Annotated in this window: 12 protein-coding genes; 9 read left to right on the forward strand and 3 right to left on the reverse strand. The window is 52.2% G+C overall.

Annotated elements, in window-relative coordinates; all coding sequences use genetic code 11:
- The first annotated feature begins 439 nt into the window (after positions 1 to 439).
- Positions 440 to 1,222 carry a M15 family metallopeptidase gene (locus tag F0P93_RS03295; RefSeq protein WP_225309353.1) on the forward strand — a complete coding sequence of 261 codons (783 nt, stop codon included), beginning with the start codon at positions 440 to 442 and terminating at the stop codon, positions 1,220 to 1,222.
- 16 nt (positions 1,223 to 1,238) lie between these two features.
- Here the strand turns inward: F0P93_RS03295 and F0P93_RS03300 are convergent, their stop codons facing one another.
- Entirely contained in the window at positions 1,239 to 2,681 is a 1,443-nt protein-coding gene (locus F0P93_RS03300; protein ID WP_150874920.1) for an amidohydrolase, read from the reverse strand.
- Positions 2,682 to 3,422: 741 nt separating this feature from the next.
- On the opposite strand from F0P93_RS03300, the gene F0P93_RS03305 reads away from it, so the two are divergent.
- The 5 genes from F0P93_RS03305 to F0P93_RS03325 all read left to right on the forward strand — a co-directional run bounded on the left by F0P93_RS03305 (position 3,423) and on the right by F0P93_RS03325 (position 15,065).
- On the forward strand, positions 3,423 to 4,088 hold the full coding sequence (locus tag F0P93_RS03305) for an AAA family ATPase (protein WP_150874921.1): 666 nt from the start codon (positions 3,423 to 3,425) through the stop codon (positions 4,086 to 4,088).
- A gap of 49 nt (positions 4,089 to 4,137) precedes the next feature.
- Positions 4,138 to 4,458 (forward strand): hypothetical protein, encoded by a 321-nt coding sequence (locus tag F0P93_RS03310; RefSeq protein WP_150874922.1) that lies wholly within the window; start codon positions 4,138 to 4,140, stop codon positions 4,456 to 4,458.
- Between the two features lie 834 nt (positions 4,459 to 5,292).
- A complete protein-coding gene (locus F0P93_RS03315; protein WP_150874923.1) occupies positions 5,293 to 10,782 on the forward strand; it encodes a hybrid non-ribosomal peptide synthetase/type I polyketide synthase in 5,490 nt (1,829 codons plus the stop codon).
- A gap of 23 nt (positions 10,783 to 10,805) precedes the next feature.
- Positions 10,806 to 14,816, forward strand: coding sequence for a non-ribosomal peptide synthetase (locus F0P93_RS03320; protein WP_225309354.1), 4,011 nt, complete (start codon positions 10,806 to 10,808; stop codon positions 14,814 to 14,816).
- Between the two features lie 33 nt (positions 14,817 to 14,849).
- On the forward strand, positions 14,850 to 15,065 hold the full coding sequence (locus tag F0P93_RS03325; RefSeq protein ID WP_150874925.1) for a hypothetical protein: 216 nt from the start codon (positions 14,850 to 14,852) through the stop codon (positions 15,063 to 15,065).
- Between the two features lie 38 nt (positions 15,066 to 15,103).
- On the opposite strand, the gene F0P93_RS03330 is transcribed toward F0P93_RS03325, so the two are convergent.
- Positions 15,104 to 15,817, reverse strand: coding sequence for an MBL fold metallo-hydrolase (locus F0P93_RS03330; protein WP_150874926.1), 714 nt, complete (start codon positions 15,815 to 15,817; stop codon positions 15,104 to 15,106).
- A 212-nt stretch (positions 15,818 to 16,029) separates the two neighbouring features.
- On the opposite strand from F0P93_RS03330, the gene F0P93_RS03335 reads away from it, so the two are divergent.
- From F0P93_RS03335 to F0P93_RS03345, 3 genes are all read left to right on the forward strand, one after another.
- Complete coding sequence (locus tag F0P93_RS03335) at positions 16,030 to 16,452, forward strand: OsmC family peroxiredoxin (protein ID WP_138994117.1); 423 nt, start codon at positions 16,030 to 16,032, stop codon at positions 16,450 to 16,452.
- Positions 16,453 to 16,638: 186 nt separating this feature from the next.
- Positions 16,639 to 17,097, forward strand: a complete 459-nt coding sequence (locus F0P93_RS03340) for a hypothetical protein (RefSeq protein ID WP_150874927.1) — start codon at positions 16,639 to 16,641, stop codon at positions 17,095 to 17,097.
- Between the two features lie 118 nt (positions 17,098 to 17,215).
- A complete protein-coding gene (locus F0P93_RS03345) occupies positions 17,216 to 18,700 on the forward strand; it encodes a helix-turn-helix domain-containing protein (protein WP_150874928.1) in 1,485 nt (494 codons plus the stop codon).
- A 91-nt stretch (positions 18,701 to 18,791) separates the two neighbouring features.
- Here the strand turns inward: F0P93_RS03345 and F0P93_RS03350 are convergent, their stop codons facing one another.
- Entirely contained in the window at positions 18,792 to 19,982 is a 1,191-nt protein-coding gene (locus F0P93_RS03350) for an acyl-CoA dehydrogenase family protein (RefSeq protein WP_150874929.1), read from the reverse strand.
- Positions 19,983 to 20,015 lie beyond the last annotated feature (33 nt).

The following is a 20,015-nucleotide window of genomic DNA, read 5'->3' on the forward strand; positions in this document are numbered from 1 at the left end:
CCGCATAAAAAAGGGATTAATCCGTCAAAGTCGGGACAAAACAAAATCCACCGGATGCACATGCCGCGCTGGTCAAAGCGTAATACCAGCGATCTTAACCGTTCGCTCAATACAACGCACAATCTTTAAAAAGTTTTTGTACGTTTAACCGTGATCATCAAACGGACATGAATTATACGGACAAACGCAATCGTTATTCTGATTTTATCCGATAAAAATTACCAAATTAAAAGAATAAGATCCCGGTTAACGACTGTCACCTTACTGCTACGCATTCACTTTTCAAATACGGTTAACCCGTTCATTTCTTTTAAAAAATCTGCAGTACTCAACGTTATTTTTCACTACACTATTCCAGCCTCGTACGTTCAAACCGGGCCAATTTCTGTGTAGTTGATGCCTGCAAGGGTGTTTCGACTATTCTTCAACCTCTTATACCATGCAAGTTCTCAAACAAAATAGCAAAGGAGCCGATGTTAAAAAGTGGCAGTTATTTCTGATCGGGCAGGGTTTTGAACCCGGCGTGGCCGATGGCAAGTTTGGCCTGCGGACGCACGAAGCGACGGTTGCTTTTCAGAAGAAAAATAACCTGCTGGACGATGGCGTTGTCGGCAACAAAACCGTCGGTGTTGCCATGCAACTGGGCTTCCCGGTTTTGACCAACTCCGACCCGGCCAAAGAAGGGCCCAATTGGCCTCAGAAACCCGATTTCTCCCCACTGGTTGGCCTTGCCGCCCGGCAATCGCTGTTCGGGAAGTTTAAATTCGCGGCTGCCCCCATTCCCGGAAACCCGGAGAACATCAAGATTCTGGACGACTGGGAATCCAAAAACATTGTCAAAGTGACCATACCGCAACTGATCGGAAAAACCGGTGCTCCGGCCAATGGCACCATTCGATTCCACCATCTGGCTACTCCCCAACTCGTGTCGATGTGGGCCGAATGGGAAGATTCAGGCCTGCTCGATCTGGTGTTGAGTTATGCCGGATCGTTTGTGCCCCGGTTTGTTCGCGGCAGCCGCACCGAGTTGAGCAACCACGCTTTCGGTACGGCTTTCGATATCAATGTGCCTCAGAATATGCTGTCGACCATGCCCGCGCTGGTCGGGAAAAAAGGGAGTGTACGTGAACTGGTGCCGATCGCCAACAAACACGGTTTTTACTGGGGCGGCCACTTCACCCGGCTCGACGGCATGCACTTTGAAATAGCCAGGCTGATGTAAAAACCACTCCCAGACTTTATTTCCGGTAATCCAGCGGTGGTTTTCGATCACCGGCCAGCGATTTATACACAAATCCTTCACCTCTCGCTTTGTTCAATTCAACTTTGGCCTGCCCGATGACAGCCGGTTGCTGAAAAAGATCGATGGCGGTCAGCGAAATGGTTTTGGCCGCCACCAGCATGCCTTTGAAACCGATCGACATGCCATCGCAGGCCACCGCCTGCCAGCTATGCGCCGGTACGCCCGGCACCCAGGTAGCCGTCGACAGCCCGACCGTTGGCAACACCCAACTGACATCTCCGACATCGGTGGACGCCGAACCCACGCCATTCAGGGCATACGGCTGAATATCGGAAGCGCGACTCAACGGCGGCAGACTTTCCGAATTGACGGTTTTCCGGATTTTGTTAGCGAATTCCGTTTCGGCGGCTGTATACTTGTTGCCCCCCACCTGCTCCAAATTCTTTTGCATGAGCTTTGCCAGGGTTTCGTTTGGCAGCAGGTTATAGAGTCCCGCCATCACTTCGTGGGTCATCGTCGTTTCGGTGCCGAGCGCAGCCGCCTGAGCGGTTTTCATCAATCGCGCCCACACTTCCTCCAGGCCTTTCGCCGACGGGTGGCGAATGGTGTATTCTACCTCGGCGTAGTCGGGAACGATGTTGGACGTCAGACCGCCTTTCTTGATAACGTAGTGAATCCGGGTGCTGGACGTCACGTGTTCACGCATCATGTTGACCATGTAGTTCATCGCTTCGACGGCATCGAGGGCCGACCGGCCTTTTTCGGGTGCGGCCGCGGCATGAGCGGCCAATCCGTTGAACTGAAAGGTCGCCACGCGGTAGGCCAGCGAGGACGACGGACTCGCGCTGTTGTTATCGCCCGGATGCCAGTGTAGCACCGCGTCGACCTTATCGAAAAGACCCGCCTTGACCAGATACGTTTTACCACCGCCCGCGCCTTCTTCGGCCGGAGTACCCACCAACTGAATCGTGCCGGTTTTACCGGACTGCTGCAAGTAGTTTTTGGCCGCAATGGCCGCAGCCACCGACCCCACCCCGAACAGATTGTGCCCACAGGCATGACCGTAGGCATTCGGTACGAGCGGTTTGCGAACCGGCACGGAATCCTGCGACAAACCGGGCAGGGCATCCATCTCGGCCAGAATGCTGACCACCGGTGCCCCTTTCCCGAAACTGGCCACAAAGGCCGTAGGCATATCTGCCACGCCCGTCGTAATGCTGAAACCCTGATCCTGTAGTTCTTTTTGGAGCAGTTTGCTGGTTTCATTCTCCAGGTAACCGGGTTCAGCCAGTTTCCAGATTCGCTGCGCGAGAGCTGAATAATGGGAATATTGTTTGTCTAAATGAGAAATGGCCGCAGCTTTTTCTTTTTGAGCGACAACCGATTGCCCCAATAAAAATACCACTAACAGCACAAATACTAACCTTACCTGAAACATAAATAGAAATTTTAGATGGAAAATTTGGAGGTAGCACCAAAAATCAAAATAATCAATTGAATCACGTTCAATATAAAAGGTTAAGGTAACATTGACAACAAAAAAGTTCTCTGGCTCTTCTTTCTGACTACCTTTTCTACAGCCATCACCTTTGCAAGTCGTGCGTCAGATTTCAGCCGTTCTCCCGCCCCGGAAAGAGTACGACCGCGAGCTGATGGTACTTCCGTTTACTATGACCACAAGCCGCTCAGTGGTTGAATACGAAGATTTGATCAGGGAAATGCACAACCCGAGAACAAAACCGATCCGAAGGAAACACCGTAGGTCATTTCGGGCAGGGTGCGAAACGAACAGACGCTTACCGAACAAGGCACGGTTTCCAACGTTCGGGTGTCCGCTTAGGGTCATTCCATTCCCGTTCGGTCTCCTGAACCGGTACTCAAACGCCGGCGATACTTCGTTGGCTTAAAGTACCTTAGCTCATTTAGTATCAGTTCACTAAAACGTGAATTTACCGTTAAAAACAACGTTAATTTCATACATCGTTTTTGACGTCAAAAATGATCACATTTTATAAACGTTTCATCCACATTGCCACTTTCGCGGATAGGCGAAAGTGACGGCATCAGGCGTGTTGACTGGCCTTGGTTTCACCTTCATTTTAACGTTAAATAAGACGCTTTTTATAAGGTGATTCTTTACAGTATATTTGACGTTTTAATCAACGTTAACCAGAACAGTATGATTTTTACTTTAGGCGGAATCAAGGGCGGAAGCGGCAAGTCCACCATTGCTACGAACCTCACCGTATGGTTGTCTAAACAGGGCTTCGATGTTTTGCTGGTGGATGCCGACGAACAACAGACGGCCACTAAATTCACCAAATGGAGGGAGATGAACACCGACGGAAATGGCGGTTATACCGCAACCGTGCTAACCGGTGATGCCGTCCGTCAGCAGGTGACAAAATTCAAACCCAAGTTCGATCACATCGTTATCGACTCCGGTGGACGCGATACGATGAGCCAGCGGGCGGCTCTCTTCGTGTCGGATGCGCTTCTGGTTCCTTTCAACCCGCGCAGTTTCGATTTATGGACCATCACCGACGTCGAAAATCTGGTGAGAGAAGTCCGCGCGCTGAAACCGACCGACCTGCACGCGTTTGCCCTCCTGAACCGTGCCGATCCGAAAGGCACCGACAACAAAGACTCGGCCGAACTGCTCCAGGAAAGCAGCGTCATCGAATACGTGGGCCCGCCCATCGTCTCGCGCAAAAGCTTTGCCAATGCTGCTACCAACGGCCTTGGGGTAATCGAAAACCAGCCTGCCGATCAGAAAGCCATTCACGAAATCACCCTGGTTTTTAAACTCATTATGGAAAAATTAGGCACAAAAATGAACGTCTGAAATAACGTTGAAAAATACGTTATTTTTAACCTCATAAAAAACGTCCGTTATGGCTATATCAAAAGCGCCGGAACCACCGAAACCGGAGCAACCAACCCGAAAAGTTTCCGAGAAAAAGATCCAGCAATTCATCAGCCAGGGAGGCAGTCCAACCGCAAAAAACCGGATGGATCAGGACATTCCGGATGAGATGAAGAGCATCAAACTCATTATGACCGCCACCGAAATGGAGACCATCAAACAACTCCGCGACAAACGCCCCCGGAGCCGCAGCCGGAAAATTACGATCTCCGTTCACGACTGGGTGATCGAAGCCATTCAGGAGAAGATCGAACGCGAAAAAAAGAAGTATAGTTTGACGTCCATTTAGACCTCTTTTTCAACACCGAAAATAACGTCATTTTTAGCTCTCAAAGTAACGTTATTCCTAGTGCTTTGCAACAACTTGAATCAGGCAAAGTGAAAAATCCTGCCTGGTTCAAGTTGTTGCAAAGCACTTACCCACCCGTTTAGTGGGTACTCCATTCGGCAGCCCGCCTTCCATTTCATTGCCCAAACCGGGTGAACCGACCAGCCCCGAACACTACGCGCTTTTTTACGGGCCAACCAAAGTCTTGCATCCCATTAAAATGATCCTTCTGAATAGCCCCTTTTTCTTGCTTCTCAGGCCGATCCATTTAGTACAATCTCCTACAATTTAGATTTCACACAGGTTAAATAGGATTAATCCAACGACCCATGGTTGATTTCGAATGGGATAGCCTCAGACCATGAATTCATCCATGACCTTGTGTCTGGTATTTCTACAAAAGCTCCAGGCAACATAGGGGTGCGATATGAGGAAAAATACTTAATTTGTTGAAAATAATTTACAAGTAATCGTGTGAATTATTTTAATTACTATTTAATTTGCATTCTCATGATTTTTATTAGACGAAATCCTGATATCTCCTTGAGATTACCACACGGGTGCAATCTCATTCGAGATAAAAGATTTGCTTTATAACACGCTCGTCCTGTGCCATCTACAAATCGCATGGTTTGTATGTGCATCTCATTTTTATGAACACCTCTGCCGTTTAAAAATAGCATTCGAGCTTATATCCATTAACTTTATCATCTTAATCTTACCCCTAAGAAAGTATAGGATTACCTTCATTTAGGGCGATTACTGTACATTACTGAACGTTAAAAAAAATATTAAATGGAACGATATGATCCTGAAGCCATCGAGATTGTTCTATTGCAACAGACCGGTATTCAGCAGGCTGTCGTACTAACGCGGGAGAATCAAGTAGCTCATAAGATGTTAGTTGCTTATTTGGTAACGACTGAAACCGAACTGGAAATTTCCGCCATTCGGGCAGCTATCGAACAGCAGTTACCTGATTTTATGCCCCCCTCCCATTTTATTTGGATGAAAGAACTCCCCAGAACGGTTACGGGGGAAATTGATAAAACGGCTTTGCCCGCTCCTGATTTTATGATTCCCTTTCCTAAAGATAAAACGATCATTACCTTATTTCGTGAGCAGGTTCAAAGAACGCCGGATAAGGTAGCTATGCGTTTCAATGATCACTACATAACGTACCAAGAACTGGACGATAAATCCAGTCAATTGGCTAATTATCTTAAAAAAAAGGGTGTAAAAGCCAGCACACTGGTCCCCATTTGCATGAATCGCTCTCTGGAGTTGCTGGTAGGCATTCTGGGGATTCTGAAGGCTGGCGGTGCCTATGTACCTATTGATCCGGAATACCCGCAGGACCGGGTTGCGTATATGCTTTCTGATAGCGATAGCTGTCTGGCAGTTACGGATGTTCCCTCCAGTGTTTTGTTGAAAGGCCGGGAGAAATTGGAACCGGTGTTTATAGACCGGGACTGGGAAATGATTGCCCGGGAATCCAGCCAGCCACCTTCCAATGCCTTTACTCCTCAGGATCTGGCTTACGTCCTCTACACCTCAGGCTCCACGGGCAAACCCAAGGGCGTACTGATTGAACACCACAACCTGGTGAATTTCCTTTGGAGCATGATCGACCAGCCCGGCATCACTGCGAACGATACCATTCTGGCGGTCACGACCATTTCCTTCGATATTGCCGGCCTCGATCTGTTCCTGCCCCTGATTGTGGGAGCCTCCGTACGGCTGACCGATCTGACTACGGCCCGCGACGGCCGCGCTTTGCTCAACCTGATCGAGAACCAGAACATCACCATCATGCAAGCTACTCCGTTCACGTGGCGGATGATGCTCGATTCGGGCTGGAAGAAGTCCCTGCCGCTGAAAGTGCTCTGCGGGGGCGAACCCATGGCTCAGGATCTGGTGGAGAAGCTTACCGGCAAAGCGGCTGAAATATGGAACCTGTATGGCCCTACAGAAACAACCGTTTGGGCCACCGTGAAACACATCCGGGCGGGCGAAACGATTACCGTGGGCCGTCCGATCCATAACACCCTGGTTTACATCCTGGATGAGCACCAACAGCCGGTAGCGGAAGGCGAGGTCGGGGAATTGTGGATTGGGGGAGCGGGGGTCGCGCGGGGGTATCTGAACCGCCCCGAATTGACCCGGGAACGGTTTGTGGCCGATCCGTTTGCCGGAACAGCAGGCGGGCGGATGTACCGTACCGGCGATCTGGGGCGGTTTCTGGAAAACGGCGAAATTCTCTGCCTGGGCCGCATCGATCATCAGGTCAAAATCAGAGGCTATCGGATTGAACTCGGCGAAATTGACAACGTCCTGCATCAGTTTCCCGGCGTCAAACAGTGTGTCGTCGATGCCAAGGAAGGGCCGGGCGGAGACAAACGCCTGATCGGATACATTCTTCCCGAAGGCGAATTTAATAAACAGGAAGCGATCCGGTTTTTGCAATCCAAGCTGCCGGACTACATGGTTCCGCAATTGTTGATGGAACTGGCTGAAATTCCGTTGACCAGCAATGGCAAGGTCGACCGCAAGGCGTTACCCAACCCCGATGCCTCCGAGCTGCTAACGAGGGCATTCATATCGCCGGGTACGAAAGTTGAAAACAACCTGGTAGACCTCTGGATAGAACTCCTGAAAGTAAGCCATGTCAGCATTCAGGATAACTTTTTCGAGTTAGGCGGCAATTCGTTTCTGGCATTGCGGATGGTGCTCAGTCTGAAAGAAAAGTATGCCTATGACTTGCCCGTTACGACCATTTATCAATACCCGACGGTGGCCGGGCTGGCCGGTTTTCTGGAAGGCAAAAAAGGGAACACCGCCAAAAAACGAAAGACCGTAAACCGCTCGGGTAGCACGGGCGACATCGCCGTCATCGGCATGGCCGGGCGTTTTCCCGGCGCCAACACGATTGAAGAGTTGTGGACGGTTTTGAAAGAAGGCCGGGAAACCATTTCTTTTTTCACCAATGAAGAACTGGACCACTCGTTGCCCGCCGAACTGACGCAGGACGCAAACTACGTGAAAGCCCGGGGCGTCGTTACAGGCGCCAGTCAGTTCGACCCCCGCTTTTTTGGCCTGAATCCGAAACTGGTAGAACTCATGGACCCCCAGCAACGGATTTTCCTTGAAATTGCCTGGGAAGCCCTGGAGCATGGCGGTTATTTACCCCAAAAGTATGACGGATTGATTGGGGTGTATGCGGGCTGTGGCAACAACACCTATTACTACAACCATGTGCTGACCAATCCATTCCTGATGAATCAGGTCGGTAGCTATCAGGTGATGACCGCGAATGAAAAAGATTACATCGCCACCCGGACGGCCTACCAGCTGAATTTGACGGGTCCGGCGGTCAGCGTTCATTCCGCCTGTTCAACGTCGCTGTTGGCGATCGCGCAGGCCGTCGACAGCCTTCGCAACGGCCAGTGCGATGTTGCCCTGGCGGGCGGCTCCAGTATTCGGGCTCCATTGAACAGTGGTCATCTCTACGAGGAAGGGTCCATTTACAGCCGCGACGGGCATTGCCGCTCGTTCGATTCGGATGCACAGGGCACGGTTTTCAGCGACGGTGCGGGCGTAGTATTGCTAAAAAATGCCGAAACCGCCCGACAGGACGGCGACACCATCTACGCCCTCATCAAAGGAACCGGCGTCAACAACGACGGAAGCGGCAAGGGGAGTTTTACGGCTCCCAGTGCTGAAGGCCAGGCAGGGGCCATCCGAATGGCGATCGACGATGCCCGCGTCGATCCGGCGACCATCAGCTACGTTGAAGCCCACGGAACGGCCACCCCAATCGGCGATCCCATCGAAATTGAAGGGTTAAAAATGGCTTTTGGGAATCAGGTCCCCACCCAATATTGCGCCATCGGTTCCATCAAAAGCAACATGGGACACCTGGACGCTGCCGCCGGAGTAGCCGGATTTATCAAAACGGCCCTGGCGTTGCATCACAAACAGATTCCGCCTTCACTCCATTTCTCGACGCCGAATCCGGCCATTGATTTCGCCAACAGCCCGTTTTTTATGAATACTGCGTTTGGTGCCTGGCCAGCGTCGGTTTCAAATCCTGACCAGCCCCGCCGGGCAGGCGTCAGCTCTTTCGGGGTAGGCGGAACGAATGTTCATATCGTACTGGAAGAGTTTGTCAATGAGGGAGTAACGCCCGCGACCGATTCGGCAGAACCGCAACGCCCGGTTCAATTGATCACCTGGTCGGCCAAATCGACGGCCAGCCGGGAAGCGTATGGCTCGCTTCTGGCAGCGCACCTGCAGCAAAACCGGTCTTTGAATTTGGCGGATGTGGCGTTTACCCTGCAAACGGCCCGGGCGGATTTTAACCACCGGCGGTTTGTGACCGCCCCGTCGGTGGAAGTACTGATCGAGCAATTAAGAATTGAAACCATCCCGGGCGCAAACCAGAAAACGCTGCAGGAGCCACCGGGCGATGTCGTCTTTCTTTTTCCGGGGCAGGGCGCGCAATACCTCAACATGGGCCGTGACCTGTATGAGAACGAACCGGTGTACAAACAGGCCGTGGACCACTGTGCCGACTTGCTTCGCGAACACCTGGAGATCGATATTCGACAGGTTCTGTTTCCCGACGAAACCAACCGCGAATCGGAAGAACGACTCAAAAACACGCGGTTTACGCAGCCCGCTATTTTTGTTACTGAATATGCTCTGGCAAGGGTATGGCTGAGTTGGGGCATCGAACCCACGGTTTTCTGTGGCCACAGCATTGGTGAATATGTCGGAGCGCATCTGGCCGGTATCTTTTCGCTGGAAGATGCCATCCGGCTGATTGCGGTTCGTGGCCGGCTGGTGAGCGAACTTCCTACGGGCAGTATGCTTTCGGTACGCGCCAGCGCAGAGCAAATGGCTACTTTGATTCCCGAAACCTTGTCTGTGGCGGCTTTCAACAGCCACTCCCTGTGTGTCGTTGCTGGTGAAGATGAAGAAATTGCCTGTTTTGCCCGCCTGTTGGATCAAAAAGAAATCCCAAATCGGGTGCTGGCAACGAGCCATGCGTTTCACTCGAACATGATGGATTCAGTTGTTCCGGTTTTTGAGAAAACCGTTCAGCAGGTTCGTTTGCACCAACCCCGAAAACCGGTCATTTCGACGGTGAGCGGCACCTGGATGACGGATGCTCAGGCGACGGATCCGGCCTACTGGGCCACCCACCTGCGCCTGCCTGTGCGCTTTGCCGATGCCCTGGACTCTCTTTTTGAATTGAACCGACCGGTTCTGCTGGAAGTTGGACCCGGCAGTGGATTGACCACCCTGGCCCGTCAGCAGGCGGGTTCCAGACCAGCCACTCTGGTGACCAGCCTGGACCGAAAAGGGGTGCCAACCGATTATCAGGCGTTGCTCAACGGTCTGGGTCAGGTGTGGCTCAACGGCCTGGAACCCGACTGGGAAGCATTCTACCGCCATCAAACCCGGTTAAAAGCTGACCTGCCCACGTATGCTTTCGATCGAAAACGGTATTGGGTCGATCCCCCAAAAACCGCTGCGCCCGGAATCAGCCCGCTACCTGGTTCGGATGAGCAGGCGCCACTTCGACCGGAGGCCGCACAGCCCCAAACCACGAGCCGCAAAGAAGTTCTTCTCCACATCGTGCGGGAGAAGCTAAAAAACGCATCCGGCCTGGCGGTGGACCAGATGCGACCGGAACTGAGCTTTTATGAAATGGGGCTCGATTCGTTGCTGCTGACCCAGGTTTCTTCTACCCTGAAAAAAGAGTTTGGGTTGCCCATTACGTTCCGCCAACTGAACGAACAATACGGCACGCTGGATGCCCTGGTGGCCTACCTCGACCGGGACTTGCCGGCGGGAGCTTATGAGCCTCAGCCATCCGCTCCGGGGTCCCAACCGGCTCCGGCTCCCTCCCATCCGGGAACTCCCGTTTTGAGTAACGATCCTGCCCTGGATCAAATGGCCAGGCAGTTGCAGCTCCTGACCGAAAAAATTGAATACCTCCAGAGTACCCTTCAGAACCTGCCCTCCCTGGCTTCGCAGGCTGTTCTGCCGGGCCTGAATGGAGCCGCTAAACCCAGTTCCGTCAAAACTGTGGAAGCGATCGTGGAACGGCCAAAATCCGTACTAAAAATGCCCCGATCCGAGCGGCCGGTTCCGGATTATGCCTTCAGCGAACCGCCCGTTCCGGGGGCTCGTCTAGGCAAAGACCGGGATGGAAATCCAGCCTGGTTCATTTCAGACCCCGAGAAACCCGGGAGCTATTTACAGATTATACTCTAACACGAATGGTAGCAAATTTTACGATGCCTAAAACGATAGCGGTTGATTTTGACCCCTTTGCCGGTCCAGAAATTGCACAAATAGCACCGTCTACCGGGCCGCAAACCGAGATCTGGATCGCTTGTCTGTTAGGGGGAGATCATGCGAACCGATCCTATAATCTGACGAACTCGCTGCGACTGGAAGGGGCTTTTGATCGGTTGGCCATGATGCAGGCAATACAGGCGGTTGTAGACCGGCACGATGCTTTACGATCCGTCGTTAGTCCTAACGGCGAACACCTGTATGTTTATAAAGAACTGCGGGTTGATATTCCCTACCAGGATCTTTCCCGAAACCCGGCGGACCAAAAAGACCGCGTGTTCGCGGCCTATCTGGAACAGGACACGATGCATGTATTTGACCTGGTGCAGGGTCCCTTGCTGAAAGTGGGTCTGTTCAAGGTATCGGAACAGGTGCATGAATTGGTGCTGACCACGCACCACATCATCAGTGATGGCTGGTCGATGGGCGTCATTCTGCACGATTTGAGCGTCTTTTATTCCAGTTTTGTCACCGGCACCCTTCCCGAACTACCCGAAGCGCCTTCGTTTGCGGAATTTGCCACCCGCCAGTTTCAGTATTTGAGCAGTGAAGACTACCTTCAGACGGAAGCATTCTGGGTGAATCTGTACAAAAAGAAGATTCCGGTTTTTGATTTGCCCACCGATTTTCCCAGACCGGCATCCCGCACCTTCGACTGCCACCGCCTGGATTATACCCTCGAACAGGCTCTGGTGACCGCCGTTCGGAAAGTGGCCGCAAAGGCCGGCTGCAGCTTTGCCACTACCCTGCTGGCGGCTTTCGAGGTATTGATCCACCGGCTGACCGGGCAGGACGACGTCATCATCGGTTTGCCGACAGCCGGACAATCCATCACAGATTACCAGCAATTGGCGGGGCATTGTGTCAATTTGTTACCCTTACGCAGCCAGATCGAAACGGGTCTCGGTTTTTCTGACTTTTTAAAACACTGTAAAAAATCGGTTCTCGATGCGCATGAGCACCAGCGCCTGACGTTTGGCAGCTTACTGAGAAAATTAAACGTTCCCAGAGATATTTCCAGGGTGCCGCTTGTGCCGATCATCTTTAATTTCAATCGGAAAGACGGCGATTTCAGCTTCCACGGACTCTCCCACCGGGTCGTGTACCAGCCCAAAAAGTACGAAAATTTCGAGCTGTTTCTGGATGTCAGTGGCGACGATCAGGCACTCATGCTGAATTGGACGTATAATACCCAATTGTATAAGGCGGAGACCATCGACCGGATGATGACCGGACTGGTACGGATTCTGGAAACCGTGGTGGCCGATGCTTCCATTGCCATACGCGACATCGATTTGAAACCGGAGAAGACCCGGAAGAAAAACTGGGTCCCTTTAACTTACACGGAAACAGATTACCCTTTCCATACGCCGACGCAAACCCTGATTGCCCAAATCGCCCGGCAGTATCCAACCAAAACAGCCCTCTACTTTAACCGGCAGGAACTAAGCTACCGGCTATTGAACGAAACGGCCAACCAACTCTCCCGCTTCCTGACCCAAAAGGGGGTTCGGCGTGGAGACATTGTTGGCATTATGCTGGATCGTTCGCCCGAAATGGTCATGATCCTGCTGGCGGTTCTGAAAGCCGGTGCCGCCTACCTGCCGCTGGACCCCGATTATCCTGCGGATCGTTTGCAGTTTATGCTCGAGGATGCGTCGGCCAAAACGCTGATTACCTCTGAAAAATACCACCACTACCTGAACACGGACACGCCTGAAATTCACCTGGAGACCGCGTTACAAGAGTCCAAAAACCACTCGAAGGAGGAGCCTGAACAGGTTGTGGAAGGAAATGACCTGGCGTACGTGCTCTATACATCGGGTTCCACCGGCAAACCCAAGGGTGTGCTCATCGAACACCACAACCTGGTGAATTTCCTCTGGAGCATGATCCAGCAGCCCGGCATCGCACCCAGCGATATCGTCCTGGCGATCACCACCATTTCCTTCGACATTGCCGGCCTTGAACTGTTTCTGCCCCTGATCGTGGGAGCCTCCATCCGGCTGGCCGATCAGGCCACCGCCCGCGATGGCCGCGCTTTGCTCGACCTCCTGGAGAACCAGCCCATTACCATCATGCAAGCCACTCCCGCCACCTGGCGGATGGTGCTCGATTCGGGCTGGGACAAGCCCCTGCCGCTGAAAGTGCTCTGCGGGGGCGAACCGCTGTCACCGGATCTGGCCGACAAGCTCCTCGAAAAAACCGATGAGCTCTGGAACGTGTACGGCCCCACCGAAACCACGGTCTGGGGCACCCTGAAACACATCCAAAAAAACGAGCCGATTACGATTGGCCGTCCCATCCACAACACCTGGGTTTACATCCTGGATGAACAGCAGCAGCCGGTGGCCGACGGCGAAATCGGGGAACTGTGGATTGGTGGCGCGGGGGTGGCGCGGGGGTATCTGAACCGCCCCGAGTTGACCCGGGAGCGATTTGTGGCCGATCCGTTTGTGGCGACGCCGGGAGGCCGGATGTACCGCACCGGCGATCTGGGGCGGTTACTGGACAACGGCGAAATCCTGTGCCTGGGCCGCATCGATCATCAGGTAAAAATCAGAGGACACCGCATCGAACTCGGCGAAATTGAGAATACCATCCACAAAATTGCGGAAATCAAAGAAGTGGTGGTCATCGCCCGGGAAGACCGCCCCGGCGACCAGCAGTTGGTGGCCTATGTCGTGCCCGAATCCCCGCAAGACGATCTGGCCCTCCCAAAAGAGCGCGTTCAGCAGTGGAAACAGCAACTCCGGCAGCAGCTTCCAGACTACATGATTCCCCGCGCTTTTGTGGCGCTGGCGAAATTCCCGATCACCGCCAACGGAAAAGTAGACCGGAAGGTGTTGCCCGTGCCCTCTGTGACCGAACGGGACAGTGAAACCGGTTTTATGAGTCCGCGAACGGATGTAGAAAAACTGGTAGCCGAAATCTGGACCGAGTGTTTGAAGATTGAAAACATCAGTGTGTTCGATAATTTTTTTGAACTGGGGGGCCATTCGCTGACGGCGGTGCAGGTGATGAGCCTTCTGGAGAAAAAAACCGGCAAGCACCTGCCACTGGCGACCCTCTTCGAATACTCGACCATCGAAAAACTGGCGTCGATCCTGCACATGAATGGCCGGTCGGTTACCTGGGATTCACTGGTTCCAATCAAACCGCACGGCAGCAAAATTCCGCTATACATCGTCCACGGTGCGGGCCTGCACGTGCTGTTGTTCAACACGCTGGCCTTGAGCATGGATCCCGATCAACCGGTTTATGGCTTGCAGGCCAAGGGAATCAACAGTGAGGATCAGCCGCTTGAGAGTATCGAAGAAATTGCGGCCTATTACATCGACGCCATCAGGGCCCAGAATCCGGAAGGCCCGTATGCCTTAGCCGGGTATTCATTTGGGGGGATCATCGCCTATGAAATGAGCAAACAACTCCTGAAAATGGGGAAAGAGGTGAAAATGCTGGCGATGTTCGATACGTATGCGTATCAGTCTAATTTTTACGATCCCTGGCCCGCCAAAGCCTGGCAGAACACCATCACCGCGATTAAAGAGCGGCTGTTTGTGCTGACGCTCTTAAAAGAGAATCCCCGGGAAACCGTAATCACCATAACCCGGTCGCTACAGAAAAAAGCAACCCGGCTGTATCGAAAAATTCGTTACAACGAAGACCATCTCAAAGTGTTTCATGGCAACTATTACAAAGTAAATGAAGCCAACGAAATAGCGTCCCGGAAGTACCAGCTGGAGCCCCAGGAGGTAACAGTAACGTTATTTCGAGCCAAAAAGCACAGCTACTACGTAGATGACTTTGAACACCTGGGCTGGAAACCGTTCGCTTTGAAAGGGATTACCATTCACGAAGTACCCGGCGACCATTTCAATTTGTTTACGTCGCCCAACGACAAAGAATTTGCCCGGATCTTACAGGAAGTTCTGGATCGCTTACCTTAATACCCGGTTTTTACCTTTTTATTCCGGTATACGATGGCAATCATTACGAATCTTGATCCCGAACGAAGAATTCTACCCCACGGAACCCTTTTAGTCGAAGAGGTTTCCATGGACGAGGAGGTTTGGTGTGCGGTGGAAGAATTTCTGGAAAAAAACGGAAAAGTCAATGAACTGTATTTGAATACGAATTTTCACATCAACACCGAAGGCAAATGCATCGTACGTTTGTCGAAGAAAACCTCGGTCTGAAGGGGAAGAAGCAAGCCGTTTTTCCCCGGTCCTCTCTTTTACCGCCACTGCATCAACGCCGAATTCAGGGCATCCTCGACCCGTCTGCGGGGTTTGTGAAAATAGATCATGCCGTGACCGGGCAGCATCAGATCGGTGTCCACTTTGGCAAACCGGCGCAGCGATTCCGTGTAGCTCTTTTTATCGAAATCAATGGATCCACTCCAGCCAAAATCCCCGCTCAACAGCGTCCCGATCACATCGCCACTGACGACAACCCGCTTCTGCTCCCAGTTGAACAAATAGGCTGTGCAACCCCGGCTGTGGCCGGGCAGGTGCATCACGTCGATTTCCAGTCCCAGTAGCGATAATTTCTGGCGGTCTGCCACCCGTTGATCTACCGTAAAAGGTTGAAACGTTTTGTGGTAAAGATACCCGCAGCATCGTTCATCGCCGGAACCAACGGCATCCGCCGTTTCGCCCAGGGCAATGATCGGAATGCCCCGCTGTTTCAGAAGGTGTCCACCTCCGGCGTGGTCGAAATGGGCGTGGGTCAGGAGGCAGTAGCGAATGTCGTCCGGCGAAAGATTCCAATACCGCAGGTTGGCAAATATCTGCTCCATCGTGTCTCCGCAGCCACAATCGAACAGAATCAACCCCTGCTCCGTCTTTAAAACGTACGAATTGGCATCGTTCCACAGCGCCCCCGGCTGATCGAAGGTGATGCCGTTCAGGTCACCCCCGACCTGAAATAAATTCTTTAGGATTTGCATAGCACTTGGTTTGTCGTGTTCGAACCTGCCAGAACGTAATACGGTTTTGCCACGCCATTAGGGCTATTCAGGATGTTTGAAAAACGGATCTTTAGCCAACATTCCACTCTGTCCTGTGAAGTCTGTATTATTTTTAGGCCAAAGCCTAAGTTAGTTGCCGGGCTGTCCGCAAGATTTCTTACTTTCCCGGCTTAAACACAAACATCCACTTTATGGAAATCAAACGCAATGCCACCGCCCATTGGGAAGGTTCAGGCAAAGACGGTAAAGGTACCGTCAGCACCGCCAGCACCGTTCTGGACGGAACCCAATATTCCTTCAACACCCGGTTTGCCGATGGCGTAGGGACCAATCCCGAAGAACTGGCGGCTGCCGCTCACGCGGGCTGTTTTGCGATGCAACTCGCTTTTAACATTCAGGGTGCCGGTTTTACGGCTACGTTCATCGACGCCAAAGCCGTTGTTTCGCTCGACACCGCCAGCAGCAGCATCAGCAGTTCGAAGTTAACCGTGAAGGCCAGTGTTCCGGGTCTTGAAAAAGAAAAATTTGACGAACTGGTCGAGCATGCTGAAAAAAACTGCCCGATTTCAAAATTATTCAACACGGCCATCAGCGTAGACGCAACGCTGGAATAAGCCCTTCGGTTGCATCGGAGTTCCAGCCCTTCGGGATTCCGATGCAGCGAAACAATTCATCGAATATTCCCATTTTTGGCGTATCATTTGCAGTGGAATATATTAGATAGGCGATCCATTTCGTTCTATACCGAAATGACCTATTATCTATCTATTTTTCAACCGTTGAAAAACCTAAAGGGCACAATGAGACTCATCGTCGTTTTTTTCATCCTCGTAGTGGGTATATCTTCCTGTAAAAAAAGCGATTCTGAAGCCGGGAATGTTGATCCAAGAGAACAGTATTACGGAACCTACGACATTGATTATTCCTCAAAAACCATCATCGGATCCATCGATTTTAATGAAGACAGCGGAAAAGGAGTCCTGACCTTCAGCAAGGGAGACGCTTCGAATGAACTGAAAATGACCACCGAATTTCCGGGTTTCAGCACGGCAATGGATGTTGTCAAATTAGACGGAACCAAGTTTACGCTCAACCGGACCCGCGACCAGATGACGCTGGGCAACAAACAGTATGATGCCGAATTCCTGGGTACAGGTCTGTTTGAAGGCAAGCTGGTCACCGTTACCTCAGTCACGACCCTGAACCAAAATGGCACCGTAGCCAAATGGACGCGCTCCTATAAAGGAATGAGACGCTAACCCCGGTTCATTTTACAGAAAGTCCACCCGGTATAAATCGAACCGGGTGGACTTTTTTGTTTACCGTCGTTTTTAGCGGTATTTTTACTTCCATCAGAACCTTAACCTCACCGACTCAGTGGCTGTTTATACCGACCATATCCGCCTGCTTTTTGGACTGAAATTAAAACAGATTCGGTTGGATAAGGGATTATCGATCAGTGAACTGGGCCAGATCTCGGGGCTTTCGGTTTCGTATCTAACCGAAATCGAAAAAGGCCGGAAATACCCGAAAACGGATAAGATTGCAGCCCTCGCCAAGGCGATGGACGTGGATTACGACACGCTGGTATCCCTCAAACTCAGCAAGAAACTCGAACCCATTTCCGAACTGCTGCGCTCCCGGTTTTTGACGGAAATCCCGCTCGAACTGCTGGGCATCGACCCCTCCGATCTGCTGGAATTGCTGGCCGAAGCCCCCGCCAAAGTCAGTGCCATGATTTCGACGGTCATGAACATCGGGCGGAGTTACCACGTCAGTGTCGAACGGCTCTACATGGCGGTGTTGCGGTCGTACCAGGAAATGCACGATAACTATTTTGAAGACATCGAGCAGGACGGCGACCGTTTCTTGACGGAGTTTGCTTCGAGCCATTCGCTGGTCGATGAGAACCTGTTAAGCAGCCTCTTACGAACCCGGTATAATTATAAATTGGTGAACTTTAGCCGGGAGAGCCACCCGGAACTGGCGGCCCTGCGCTCTGTTTTCCGACCGGAATCCGGCACGCTTTACCTCAACAGCCATTTGTCGGTTGAGCAAAGAACATTCATTCTGGCCCGCGAAGTGGGATTTCAGTACCTCAACCTGAAAATCCGGCCCTACACGTATTCCTACGTGGAAGTGGAGTCGTTCGAGCAGATTCTTAACAATTACAAAGCGTCTTATTTTGCCGGAACCATTCTGATTCGCCGGACGGATCTGATTACTCGCCTGCAGGCCATTTTCGACCAGACCAACTGGAGCAACGATGCCTTTCTCAACCTGATTCAGTCCTTCAACGCCACGCCCGAGCGGTTTTTCTACCGACTTAGCAATCTGCTTCCCAAATACTTCGGCATCGATCAGTTGTTCTTTTACCGGTTTAACAATACCGCCGGGCAAACCAACTTCCACCTGACCAAAGAAATGCACCTGACCCGCCAGCAGGGTCCGAAAAGCATGGTCGATGAGCATTACTGCCGCCGTTGGGTGGCCCTGACCATTCTGCAGGAACTGGCGTTTCTGCAAAAAAACAAAAACCACGTGGGGGCCTTATGCCAGGCTCAGCTTTCGACCTACGCCGATACCGGCAACACCTTCCTGATTGTGTCGGTCGCCCAGCCCTACCAGCCGCACCAGCAACAGAACATGAGTGTGTCGATGTGTTTTAAAATGACCGACACACTCAAAAGTAAAATGCGGTTTTTGAACCCCTTATCCCCCAACATCTCCCAGCGCATCGTCAACGAAGCCTGTGAACGCTGCGGGATTTTCGACTGCCGCGAACGCGTGGCCGCCCCCACCGGATTGCAGAAAAAACGCCAAGTCGATGCCATGAAAAAGGCGCTGGAGGAGTTGAAATAGTGAAGAATTAAGAGTTAAGAGTTAAGCCTTAAAAGTAGAATGCGTCAGCCAACTCTTCACTCATAACTCTTCACTCCTCTCTCATAAGTCTTCACTTATAAGCCGCTATTCCCGTGATTTCGTTGCCCAGAATCAGGAGGTGAATGTCGTGCGTGCCTTCATAAGTAACCACGGATTCCAGGTTCATGAGGTGTCGCATGATCGGATAGTCGCCCGAAATACCCATCGCACCGTGAATCTGCCGGGCTTCCCGAACCACGTTCAGGGCCATTTCGACGTTGTTCCGCTTGGCCATCGAAATCTGCGCCGTAGTCGCTTTTCCTTCGTTTTTCAACACGCCCAACCGCCAGCAAATCAACTGCGCCTTCGTGATTTCGGTGAGCATTTCGGCCAGTTTTTTCTGCACCAGTTGAAAAGCCGCAATGGGTTTTCCGAACTGCTGCCGTTCCAGGGCATACCGTCGGGCAGAGTCGTAACAATCCATTGCCGCGCCGATCACGCCCCAGGCAATTCCGTACCGCGCCTGATCGAGGCAGCGCAGCGGACTTTTCATGCCGTCACTGCCGGGCATCAGGTTCTCTTTCGGCACTTTCACATCCTGAAACACCAGTTCACCCGTCGCACTGGCGCGCAGCGACCATTTGTGGTGGATTTCGGGCGTCGAAAAGCCTTCCATTCCGCGTTCGACCAGCAAGCCCCGGACGCGCCCCTGTTCGTTTTTCGCCCACACCACGGCCAGATCAGCTACCGGCGAATTGGTGATCCACAATTTGGAACCGTTGAGTAAATAATGGTCGCTGTGTTCCGTGAAAGCGGTTTGCATCCCGGCGGGGTTGGAACCGTGGTCGGGTTCGGTCAGGCCAAAACAGCCCAGCCATTCGCCCGTCGCCAGTTTCGGCAAATACTTCCGCTTTTGTTCTTCGGAGCCAAACGCATAAATCGGCCACATTACCAGCGAGCTTTGCACCGAAACACACGACCGCATGCCCGAATCGCCCCGCTCGATTTCCTGCATCATCAGACCGTACGAAATGGCATCAAGCCCGCCCCCGCCGTATTCGGCCGGAATGGTGGGGCCGAACGCACCGATTTCGCCAAACTTCCGGGGCATATCGGCCGGAAAAACCGCCCGCTGGGCGCAGTCTTCGATGATCGGACTGATTTCCCGATTCACGAAAGCCCGCATGGTTGACCGGACGAGCTTCTGGTCGTCCGTCAGCAGTTCGTCGATCCCGTAAAAATCCGGTGCTTCAAAACCGGTGGCGTTGTGAATTGCTGCCATAGTGTGTCTTGACTCATAAACCTGTCAGGTCTT

The sequence above is a fragment of the Larkinella humicola genome, from assembly GCF_008727875.1.
Classification (GTDB): domain Bacteria; phylum Bacteroidota; class Bacteroidia; order Cytophagales; family Spirosomataceae; genus Larkinella; species Larkinella humicola.